Source organism: Streptomyces coelicoflavus (genome assembly GCF_003112555.1).
In the GTDB taxonomy this organism is placed as follows: domain Bacteria; phylum Actinomycetota; class Actinomycetes; order Streptomycetales; family Streptomycetaceae; genus Streptomyces; species Streptomyces coelicoflavus.
The window spans coordinates 340958-351850 of sequence record NZ_BEWB01000011.1 but is presented as its reverse complement, the minus strand read 5'-3'; the positions used below and the strand labels follow the sequence as shown (position 1 = coordinate 351850).

The 10893-nt window shown below is 70.9% G+C and carries 10 protein-coding genes; 1 reads left to right on the top strand and 9 read right to left on the bottom strand.

All coding sequences use genetic code 11. The features are described 5' to 3' along the window. Positions 1-40: 40 nt before the first annotated feature. Positions 41-709, bottom strand: coding sequence for a response regulator (locus tag Sco07f_RS27525; protein WP_007388845.1), 669 nt, complete (start codon positions 707-709; stop codon positions 41-43). Continuing rightward, positions 706-1989, bottom strand: coding sequence for a sensor histidine kinase (locus Sco07f_RS27520; protein ID WP_054101693.1), 1284 nt, complete (start codon positions 1987-1989; stop codon positions 706-708). The genes Sco07f_RS27525 and Sco07f_RS27520 overlap by 4 nt, the downstream gene beginning before the upstream one ends. A gap of 94 nt (positions 1990-2083) precedes the next feature. On the opposite strand from Sco07f_RS27520, the gene Sco07f_RS27515 reads away from it, so the two are divergent. Beyond that, positions 2084-2644, top strand: coding sequence for a GNAT family N-acetyltransferase (locus Sco07f_RS27515; protein ID WP_174855419.1), 561 nt, complete (start codon positions 2084-2086; stop codon positions 2642-2644). A 21-nt stretch (positions 2645-2665) separates the two neighbouring features. Here the strand turns inward: Sco07f_RS27515 and Sco07f_RS27510 are convergent, their stop codons facing one another. From Sco07f_RS27510 to Sco07f_RS27480, 7 genes are all read right to left on the bottom strand, one after another. Next, positions 2666-4159, bottom strand: a complete 1494-nt coding sequence (locus tag Sco07f_RS27510) for a P-loop NTPase family protein (RefSeq protein ID WP_108989478.1) — start codon at positions 4157-4159, stop codon at positions 2666-2668. A 63-nt stretch (positions 4160-4222) separates the two neighbouring features. Continuing rightward, on the bottom strand, positions 4223-5638 hold the full coding sequence (locus Sco07f_RS27505) for an ATP-binding protein (protein ID WP_003974843.1): 1416 nt from the start codon (positions 5636-5638) through the stop codon (positions 4223-4225). A gap of 12 nt (positions 5639-5650) precedes the next feature. Beyond that, positions 5651-7210: an SCO6880 family protein gene (locus Sco07f_RS27500; RefSeq protein ID WP_054101690.1), complete on the bottom strand. Its 1560-nt coding sequence runs from the start codon at positions 7208-7210 to the stop codon at positions 5651-5653. Next, on the bottom strand, positions 7207-8538 hold the full coding sequence (locus Sco07f_RS27495) for an energy-coupling factor transporter transmembrane component T family protein (protein ID WP_174855418.1): 1332 nt from the start codon (positions 8536-8538) through the stop codon (positions 7207-7209). The genes Sco07f_RS27500 and Sco07f_RS27495 overlap by 4 nt, the downstream gene beginning before the upstream one ends. Continuing rightward, entirely contained in the window at positions 8528-9328 is an 801-nt protein-coding gene (locus Sco07f_RS27490; protein ID WP_108989477.1) for a hypothetical protein, read from the bottom strand. Before Sco07f_RS27490 ends, Sco07f_RS27495 begins: the two co-directional genes overlap by 11 nt. Before the next feature lie 166 nt (positions 9329-9494). After that, positions 9495-9803, bottom strand: coding sequence for a DUF8827 family protein (locus Sco07f_RS27485; RefSeq protein WP_003974839.1), 309 nt, complete (start codon positions 9801-9803; stop codon positions 9495-9497). A 291-nt stretch (positions 9804-10094) separates the two neighbouring features. Further along, positions 10095-10844, bottom strand: coding sequence for a formylglycine-generating enzyme family protein (locus Sco07f_RS27480; RefSeq protein WP_108989476.1), 750 nt, complete (start codon positions 10842-10844; stop codon positions 10095-10097). Positions 10845-10893 lie beyond the last annotated feature (49 nt).

Sequence of the window (10893 nt, the reverse complement as noted above, 5' to 3'; positions counted from 1 at the left end):
TTTACCCCCTCGTTTACTCTTCCCGTTTACCCCTGCTTTTCTAGCCGACCAGTTTCGTCTCATAGGCGAGGATGACCGCCTGGACGCGGTCCCTCGAGCCCGTCTTGGCCAGGATGCGGCCCACATGGGTTTTGACCGTCGACTCGGCCAGGTGCAGGCGTTGCGCTATCTCCGTGTTGGTCCAGCCCTGGCCCATGACCCGCAGGATTTCGGTCTCGCGTTCGGTGAGCGGGGCCAAGCGGGGATCGGCGGAGTCGGGCGAACCGTTCGGCTCCGCCGCGGCCGGCAGGTGGTGGACGTACGCGTCGAGCAGGCGGCGGGTCAGGCTCGGGGCGACCACCGCGTCGCCCGTGGCCACCGCGCGGATGCCGGAGAGGAGCTCCTCCGGCTGGGCGTCCTTGACGAGGAAGCCGGAGGCGCCGGCGCGCAGCCCCGAGTAGGCGTACTCGTCGAGGTCGAAGGTCGTGAGGATGAGGACGCGGGAGCGGCCGCCGCCGGCGACGATGCGGCGGGTCGCCTCGATGCCGTCCAGGCCGGGCATGCGGACGTCCATGAGGACGACGTCGGGATGGAGTTCGGCCGTCATCCGGGTGGCTTCGGCGCCGTCGGTCGCCTCGCCCACGACCGTCATGTCGTCCTGGCTCTCCAGAAGCATGCGGAAACCGAAGCGCTGGAGGGGCTGGTCGTCGGCTATGAGGACGGTGGTCACTGCGGGGATTCCTCCGGTAGGTGAAGGTGGACGCGCCAGCCCCGCTCGGGTGCGGGACGTGGACCGGCCTCAAGTGTGCCCCCGTACAGGGATGTTCGCTCGCGCATCCCCGGCAGGCCGCGGCCGCTCGACGGGGCGGGGGTCTGCGGCGGGGCCGTCCGGCCCGTGTCGGTGACGGTGAGGGTGGCGGCGCCGTCCGTCCCGTAGGAGAGGTCGATGTGGGCGGTCGCGTCGGGGCCGGCGTGCTTGAGGGTGTTGGTGAGAGCTTCCTGGATGACGCGGTAGAGGGTGAGCTGGCGGCCCTCGGGGAGGGCGGGCTCGCCCTTGACGGTCTTGTGGACGGGCAGGCCGGCCCGGCGGACGCCGTCGAGGAGACGGTCGAGGTCGGTGAGGGCCGGCTGTGGGGCCAGGTCGGGTGCCGCGCCGTCCTGGGCGTCGTCGCGCAGGACGTCCAGGAGGCGGCGGAGCTCGCCCAGGGCCTGTCGGCTGGTGGTGCCGATGGCGTCGAGGGCCTGGGCGGCGCGGTCGGGGGACTTGGCGGCGGCGTACCGGCCGCCGTCGGCCAGGCCGGTGATGACGGAGAGGTTGTGGCCGATGATGTCGTGCATCTCCCTGGCGATGCGGGCGCGTTCGGCGGCGGCGGCGAGCCGTACCTGCTGGTCGCGTTCGGTTTCCAGGCGGCGGGCACGGTCCTCGAGGACCTCGGTGTGGTCGCGGCGGGTGCGGACCGTGATGCCGATGAGCGCCGCCACCGCGACGGACATCAGCTGCGCCCCGATCTGCTGCTCCCAGGTGGGCTGGTCGCCGTAACGGATGGCCGAGACGGCAACCGGGGTGAGGACGAGGAGGGCGGCCCAGGAGAGGGTGCGCAGGGACAGGCGCAGGGCGATGTGGAAGACGACGAGCAGCTGGAGCATGGCGGCCTGGAGGATGGCGCCGCTCCAGGCGTTGAGGAGGGCGACCGGGGTCATGGTGAGCAGCACCGCGGCCGGGTGGGAGCGGCGCCACAGGAGCGGAACCGTGAAGCCCAGGCTCAGGGCGAGCAGCAGCCCGCTGGGCACGTCCAGGTTGTGGGCGACGTAGCGCCGGCCGCCGTTGAGGTAGGCGCTGAGGTCGATGAGGGCGGCCGTCAGCCAGAACCCGGTCAGGTGCAGGTCCCACACGAGTGGACGGCGCCGGTCGAAGTCTCGGACTCGCCGGGTGAAGCGCTGGATGTACTCGGTGAGGGGTTCGGCGACTCGGTCCTCCGGCGCGGGCCGGGCGGCGTCCACGTGGTCCATCCGACCATGGTCGGGGATACGGGGGCGGGAGGCGTCGTCCCGGCGGCCGTATATGAGGTGAGAGGCGTAGTACCCGGGTATTACGGTGGCCGGCATGACTGCCTCGGTCCCCGGTGACTACGTGATCCGCCCCATACGCGCCGACGAGTGGCCCGCGGTGAAGGAGCTGCGGCTGCGCGCGCTGCGGGACCCGGTCGCGGATCTCGCGTATCTGGAGACGTACGAGGACGCGGCGGCGCGGACCGACGCCTACTGGCAGGAGCGGGCGGCCTGGGGTGCCGAGGGGGCGCCCGGGGCGCGGCAGATCGTGGCCGAGGGGCCCGGTGGGCTGTGGCTCGGCACGCTGACGGTGGTCGTGGAGGAGGCCGGGGCGACGGACTGGGCCGGGTTTCCGGTGGAGCGGCGGCAGGGGCACGTCGTCGGGGTGTTCGTACGGGCCGAGTGGCGGGGGACCGGGCTGACCAAGGCGCTGTTCGACGCCGGTGCCGAGTGGGCGTGGTCGGACGGCCTGGAGCGGATGCGGCTCATCGTCCATCCGGACAACGGGCGGGCGCAGGGCGCGTACCGCAAGGCCGGGTTCGCGCCGAGCGGGCGGACGGTGCCGCTGGAGGGCGGGCCCGGGGACCACGAGTTGGAGTACGTCCTCGAGCGCTGACGGCGACGCCTTTCGGCGCCGCTACACCGGCAGTTCGTCGTGGGGCCAGCGGGCCCGGCCCTGTTCGCGGGAGCGGAGCAGGGCCAGGGTCGGCATGCCCAGGTCCGTGCCGCCGGCCAGCAGCTCCGGGAGCTGGGGGAGCGGGGCCACGGCGGCGACGTCGTCCAGGACGAGCGTCATTGGTGGGTCGAGGCGACCGGAGGATGACCGTTCGGCCATGCGCCGGCCGCGCTCGACCACGCTGGAGACGAGCGCCGTCAGCAGCGGCATCGCGCCCGCGCTCGTGCGGGGGTCCTCGATCGATTCCCCCACCACGTAAAGGGTTCCCTGTTCGTGGACGAAGGAATCCAAGGCGAGGGCATCACTTCGGTGGGGAGTGCAGGCCTCACGGATATTGACCGTGGAGAGGGCGGCCAGGGCCCGGGCGGTCAGCTGCTGTGCCATGTCCCGGCGTTCGGGATGCGCGGTGAGGGACCCCTCGAGTTCGCCGGCGGAACCGGGGGCGGCCTTGGGGTGGGTGCGCAGGACGCGGACGGCGTCCTGTACCTGGAGGCCCTGGGACCAGCGGTGGACGTGGCGGACGGTGCGGCCGTCGATGGCGGCGGCGTGCAGGTAGCTGCGCAGCAGGAGTTCGGCCGTGTCGGCCACCGCCTGGTCGAGGCGGGCGGTGGGGCGGACCGGTGCGAGGAGGGCGGCGGCTCTGGCGGTGGCCGTCTGCTTGTCCTCGCAACCCGCGGTGGGGGACCAGTGGAAGCGGGCGGGGGTGTCGCAGAGGTGGTTCGGGTCGTAGAGGTGGGTGGGGCCGAGTTTGGCCCGGGCGTCCTTGGTCTCCGACCAGAGGGCGGGGTCGGAGGTGACGACGAGGGCGGCGCCCTCCGCGTCCCGCAGGGCGCCGGTTGCGGTTTCGTGGCGGCTTTCCCTGGGGCCGTAGTGCACCGCGCCTTCGGCACGGTGTGTCTCCCAGCCGCCCCCCCGTTTGCCGTTGGCCGCAGAGGCTGAGGAGTCGGTTTCCGGGGCCGGCTCCTGTTGCGGCGCCCTGGGGGTGGGCACCTCGTGTCGCGGGGGTTCCTGGACCGGAGTCTCCTGCGCCACCGGTGCCGGTGCCGGTGGCGGTGCCGACGCCGGTGCGGGGGCCGGTTCCTCGCGCCGTCGTTGTCGTACCGCGCGCCACCGTGCCACCGTGCCCATCACGAACACCGTGAGCACCACCAGCACCATCAGCTGCCCGATGAACAGCCCCCAGAAGAGCCCGTACCCGGAGAGTGCCGTCTCGGGGGCGTCCGGCCAGGCGCCGGGAATGTCGTGGGGATCGGCGATCAGGTGGCGCATGGCCTGCGGGGTGCCGGTGAAGCCGACGCCGTCGGGCCAGGAGCCGTGGGCGAACAGGCCGGACAGGCCGGTCGCCGTCCACACCAGCAGGGTCATGCCGAGGATGAAGGCCAGTACGCCGATCAGCAGGCCGTCGGGGATGCCGCCCTGGGCCGGCCGCTGATCGCGGCGGTCGTCCGGTCTCATGCGTCCGGTACCTCTCCTCGTCCCGCAGTCCCGCTGTCCTGCTGGCCTATTGGCCCACTGGCCCTACGCCACCGTCGATTCCGACGAGTCGCCGATGTGCTGCTCCATGAACGCCGCCGCCCGCTCCTCCGCCTCCAGCTCGGCGGCGCGCAGGGCGTCGTCGGTCAGGTGGTCGGCGGAGGACTCGGTCATCGCGCGGTCGGTGAAGACCAGGGGGCGTTCGGTCTCGGTGATCAGGTGTTTGACCACCTGGACGTTGCCGTTGACGTCCCAGACCGCGATGCCGGGGGTGAGGGAGGGGATGATCTCCACCGCCCAGCGGGGCAGGCCGAGGACGCGTCCGGTGGCACGTGCCTCGTCGGCCTTCTGGGCGTAGATGGTGCGCGTGGACGCCATCTTGAGGATGGCCGCGGCCTCTCTGGCCGCCGCACCGTCGACGACGTCGGACAGGTGGTGCACCACCGCCACGAACGACAGGCCCAGCCGGCGCCCGAACTTCAGCAGCCGCTGGAACAGCTGCGCCACGAAGGGGCTGTTGATGATGTGCCAGGCCTCCTCGACCAGGAAGATGCGCTTCTTCCGGTCGGGGCGGATCCAGGTGTGCTCCAGCCAGACGCCCACGATGGCCATGAGGATGGGCATCGCGATGGAGTTGCGGTCGATGTGGGACAGGTCGAAGACGATGAGGGGCGCGTCGAGGTCGATGCCGACGGTCGTCGGGCCGTCGAACATGCCGCGCAGGTCACCGTCGACGAGCCGGTCCAGGACGAGTGCCACGTCCAGGCCCCAGGCCCGTACGTCGTCTATGGCGACGTTCATCGCCTCGGCGGACTCCGGCTCGGGGTGGCGGAGCCGCTCGACGATGTCGGTGAGGACCGGCTGGCGTTCGACGATGGTCTCGTTGACGTAGGCGTGGGCGACCTTGAGGGCGAAGCCGGAGCGTTCGTCCAGGCCGTGGCCCATCGCGACCTCGATGATCGTCCGGAGCAGCGCCAACTGGCCCGTCGTCGTGATCGCCGGGTCGAGGGGGTTGAGGCGGATGCCGTGGTCCAGGGCGGCCATCGGGTCGAGGCGGATGGGGGTTATGCCCAGTTCCTCGGCGATGAGGTTCCACTCGCCGACGCCGTCCTCGCCCTGGGCGTCCAGGACGACGACCTGGCGGTCGCGGAAGCGGAGCTGGCGCAGGACGTACGTCTTCTCGAGCGCCGACTTGCCGTTGCCGGACTCCCCGAGCACCAGCCAGTGCGGGGCGGGGAGCTGCTGGCCGTACAGCTGGAAGGGGTCGTAGATGTAGCCCTTGCCGGAGTAGACCTCGCGGCCGATGATCACGCCGGAGTCGCCGAGGCCGGGGGCGGCCGTCGGCAGGTAGACCGCCTGGGCCTGGCCGGTGGACGTGCGGACGGGGAGGCGGGTCGTCTCCACCTTCCCGAACAGGAAGGACGTGAAGGCGTCGGTGAGGACGGTCAGCGGGTCCCGCATCAGGCTCAGCCCCTACCTTCGGATGCCGGTGGCGAACGGAAGAGTGTTCACGAAGGCGCGATGGTGCTCACGGTCGCACCACTCCAGTTTCAGGTACGACTTTCCGGCCGACGCCCTTATCGTCCGCTTGTCGCGGGCCAGGGCCTCGGGGGTGCGGGAGGAGACGGTGATGTAGCCGACCAGGTTCACGCCGGCCGCGCCGCTGGCGAGGTCCTCGCCGCGCTGGTCGAGTCGGCCGTGGGCGGCGATGTCGCGGGGGTCCACGGTCCGGTTCATCTTGGCGGCGCGGGACGCCTCGGCGTCGTCGTTCGTCTTCTCGGTCAGCATCCGCTCGATGGCGACCTCGGTCGGTTCGAGGTCCATCGTGACGGCGACCGTGCGGATCACGTCCGGGGTGTGGACGAGGAGGGGCGCGAGGAAGTTGACGCCCACCGGGGTCATCGGCCACTCCTTGATCCAGGCGGTGGCGTGGCACCAGGGGGCGCGGGTGGCGGACTCGCGGGTCTTGGCCTGGAGGTAGGTGGGCTCCATCGCGTCCAGCTCGGCCGGCCAGGCGTTGCGCTTGGTCATCGCCTGGATGTGGTCGATCGGGTGGTCCGGGTCGTACATGGCGTGGACGAGGGAGGCGAGCCGGCCCTGGCCCAGCGGCTGGCGGACGCGGATGTCGGCTTCCTGGAGGCGGGAGCAGATGTCGGTCAGCTCGCGCGCCATGACCACCGCGAGCCCGGCGTCCCGGTCCAGCTTGCGACCGGTGTGCGGGCGGGCGGCGCGGGCCATGGTGTGCGCTTCGGCGGCCAGCTCGCGGTTGTAGTGCATGCAGGCGATCAGGTACGCGCGGTGCTGCTCGCTGCTGGTGGACACCATCGACTGGAGCTGGTCGTACGACTGCCGCAGCCACGGCGGTGACTTCTCGTCGCCGCGCTGGCTGACGTCCTTGGCGTGCGCGTCGGGGTCGGCCGGGAGGGTGCGGGCGAGCATCTGGATGCGGGTGACGAAGCCGTCGCCGTTGGCCACGTGCTTGAGCAGGGTGCCGAAGCGGTCGACGAGGGCTTCCTGGTCCTCGGAGTCGCGCAGGCCGACGCCGGGCCCCTCGATCTCGATGGCGGCCGTCACGGTCTTGCGGTCGGCGTGCAGCAGTACGGCGATCTCGTCCGGTCCGAAGGGCGCGGCCAGCCAGGAGATGCGGCCGATGCCGGGCGGCGGGCCGACCTCGACCTCCCGGCCGTCGATCCGGGTACCGGCCTCGATGGCGCCGGAACGGTAGGTGGTGCCCCTGCGGAGGGTGCGCTTGTAGCTGCGGTTGATCTCGAACCACCGGTAGAAGGTCCGGTGGTTGTACGGCACGTAGACCGCCGCGAGCGCGAGCATCGGGAAGCCGACGAGCAGCACGATGCGCAGGGACAGGACGGGGACGAGCAGCCCGCACATCATGCCGAGGAACGCGCCCGCGACGATCAGCGCGATCTCACCGGTCTCGCGGTTGCGGCCGACGATCGCGTTCGGCCGGGCGCGGCCGATCAGATACGTACGGCGGGGCGTGACCGTATGGGACACGTGGGACTCGGTCGTCAACGCCCGTCACCTCCTGTGTTCTGGCTGTTGCGAGTGTTGCGGTTGTTGCTTGCGTGCGGTGTGTTCACCGGGTTGCCGGAGCGCGGTGCGGGTGCGGCGGAGGGGACATTTCCGCCGCCGCCGTTCGAGGGGCGCGAACTGTGCGCGGCGACTCCGCCGGAGGCGGGGTTCGAGGGGCGGGCGGCCGCGGAGGACGAGGACTGTCCGCCGTCACCGCCGCCGCGGCCGCTGTGGGTTCTGATGCCCTGTGCGACCAGGTTCGCCGGGGAGCTGATCACTGCGGCCGCCTTGCCCTCGGCGCCCTGCATGATGCGGTTGTTGCGGCCGTTGGCGATCTCGTCGCCGAAGCCGGGGACGAACCGGTAGATCATCGCGGAGGCGAAGATCGCGAGCAGGATGATGGCGAGGCCGGACACGATCGCGGCGACGGAGTCGGGGCCCTCCTCCGTGGTCAGCGCGCCGGCGAGGCCGAGCACGATGACGATCACGGGCTTCACCATGATCACGGCGATCATGATGCCCGCCCAGCGGCGGACGTGGCCCCACAGGTTCTTGTCGACCAGGCCGGCGTAGACGACGACGCCGAGCAGGGCGCCGACGTAGAGCAGGACGGCGCGCAGGTACAGCTCCAGGTAGAGGACGCCGGCCGCGATGATCGACACGAACGACACCAGGATCAGCATGATCGGGCCGCCGCCGATGTCGTTGCCCTGTTTCAGCGCCTGACTGAACGTGCCGAAGAAGGTGTCGGTCTGGTCGCCGGTCCCCTTGGCCAGGACGTCGGTGACGGCGTCGGTGGCCGACACGATCGTGTACAGGATCAACGGCGTGAAGGCCGACGCCAGCACGGTGAGCCAGAGGAACCCGACGGCCTCGGAGAGCGCGGTGGTGAGGGGGACTCCGCGCACGGCACGCTTGGCCACCGCCAGCAGCCAGAGGACCAGGGTGAGGATCGTCGACGCGGCGAAGACGATGCCGTACTGCTTGAGGAACGTGCCGTTGGTGAAGTCGACGTCGGCGGTGTTCTGCACGGCCTTGCTGAGCGTGTCGACGGTCCAGGCGGCCGCGTCGGCACAGCCCTTGGCGAGGGAGGAGAGGGGGTCGAGGGAGTCGGGGAGGGTGTCGGAGGTCCCAGGGCTGCGCTGGGCCGCGCCTTCGCCTCGTTCGCAGTACTTCTTGGCCGGGCCCGCGATGAGCGAGCAGGGGTCGTCCTTCGTCGGCGTCGGGCTGGGCTCGGCGAAGGCGCGGGTTGAGAACAGGATGGCGGCTGCCTGAGCAGCGGCCACCAGGGCGGTGACTTTGAGCGCGCGGTGCTGGCTACCGAGCATAGGTAAAGCCTCCGAACTCCTGGACCGCCTTGCTCATTTCGTCGGCACCAGAAACAGGGTTGTCCCCGGGTACCGGGGTCGGCCCGTTCTTCTGGCTGGTCTCTGTGACCTTCCAGTCGCTGCCGCCCCAGCTCAGTTTCATCGTCACCGTGAACCAGCTGTTCGTCACCGGATTGGTCGTCTTCTCACCGGTGAGCCCGAAGAGCCCGTTGCACCAGACATCGACGGTGGCGGCGCTGCTGCTGAACGCTGTCACCTTCGTGCCTGCCGGCAGTGTCCGGTTGACGAAGGTGACACCCGCAGGAGCCTTGCCGTTCTTGTCGAGACCGATCTTCTTGAGGAAGGCTTCCGAGTAGTCGGCGTCGAAACCTGACTGGAGGCGATCGACCCAGCCAGGATCGGCGAGGGCCTGCACGATCTCGTGCCGTCTGGCCTTGTCGAACATCCCGTCGGAGCCCAACGCCACCGCGTAGTTCGCCGCCGCGCTCTGCGCCCCCTGCTCGTCGTGGGCGAAGCCCGACTGGACCGGGCGCGTGCCCGTGGGTGCCGTCGCCGAGGTCTTCGGCTTGTCGCCGTCGCCGCCCTCCGCGGATGCGGAACCGTCGCCTCCACGGTTCGCGAAGGCGATCGCCGCGATGAGCAGGACGACGACGCCGACCACGGTGACCAGGCTCCGGGAGGAGGAGGGGCCGCCGCGTCGGGGGCCGCCGTCCTCCTCCGGGAGCCGGAGCCGTGTCCCGCCGGTGCCGCCGTAATCGCCGGACGAGTGGTGATCGTCTCCGAGACTCATGCCGCGTACGCCCCCTCGACGTCGGGTCGGCCGTGTACGTACGACGGTAGCCGTGCTGGGTCCCGCTCGGGCGCGGTGTTATGACTCGACATCAGGGAAACGCAACCTCAGCCGGTTGGCACGACGGGCGGGTGGGATGGAGGGGGAGGGACGGATGAGTGCCGGGTTATACGGCCATCCCGTACACGATGGTGAAGAGCGTGCCGAGTGAGCCGATGATGAACACGCCCGTCAGCCCCGCGATGATCAGACCCTTGCCCTGCTCCGCGCTGAAGGTGTCCCGCAGTGCGGTGGCACCGATGCGCTGCTTGGCGGCGCCCCAGATGGCGATGCCGAGGCAGAGCAGAATGGCGACGGCCATGACGACCTGGACCATCGTCTTCGCCTCGGTCCCCAGCGCACCGAAGGGGCCCCAGTCCGGAGCGATCCCCCCGATGATGGTGTTGATGTCTCCCTCGTCGGCCGCAAAGAGCATGTAAGTCACCGCCCCTGTTGGGTAGTTCCGCGCCCTCTGCGGACGTGCAGAGGTCAAGCCTCATTGTCGCCGACGATGACGCCCTCGCATGTCGCGTTGGCGTCATTGTTTGGCGGGTTTCGTGCGAACAGTCTGTCACCGTCCGGCGCCGGCTGGTCAGTCGGCGCCGGACGGCTCCTGGTGGTCGTATCGTCACTCTGTGTATCACGGCGGGGCATGGCTGGCAACGATGTGTAAGCGAAACCTGGGATGCGGTTCGGTCGTTAGGCCCTGATTGGGTGTCAGCGGCCTTTACGCGGCCGGGGCCGCCAGGCGGAAGCCCATGCCGATCGCCGCGAGGTCCGGCTCGTAGGCGCCGTGCCGGCGGGCGCACCGGGCCAGGTCCCGGTCGTGACGGAAGGCGCCGCCCCGGGTGATGTGCCGGTCGAAGGCCCAGTCCTCGGTCTTCGGCACCTCCGCGGGGGCGCCGGGGTAGGGGGCGTAGAGGGTCGAGGTCCACTCGTCGGCGTTGCCCGCCATGTCCAGCACGCCGAAGGGGCTGGCGCCGTCGGGGAACGAGCCGACCGGTGTCGTCGTGCCGATCCCGAGGTCCACCAGGTTGGCCAGACCGGTGCGGTACTCCTCGCCCCACGGGAACTCGCGGCCGTCGTCGCCCCGTGCGGCGCGTTCCCACTCGTCCTCCGTGGGCAGCCGCACGTCCAGGCCGCCGAGCCGCTGTCCGACCCACCGGCAGTAGTCCGTCGCCGCCTCCCAGGTGACCCCGGTGACCGGGTGGTCCGCCGGTGACGGCCGGGGTGCCGGCCGGCCGGTGGCCGCCGTGAAGCGTGCCCACTGGCCGACCGTGACCGGAGTACGGGCGATCCGGAACGCGGGGACGTGGATCTCCGCGCGCGGGGCCTCCTTCAGGTACCACTCCAGCGGCACGCCGGTGTCGGCATAGCGGTGGGCCACCGCCCCCACCTCGTCGACCGGTGTGCCCCGGCGCAGTAGCCCGGCCGGTACGTCGACCCAGTCCACCTGGTCCACCTGCTCCACCCGCATGGCCCCTCCTCGGCTCGAACGAACGACGCACATGATCGCCCCGGCGGCC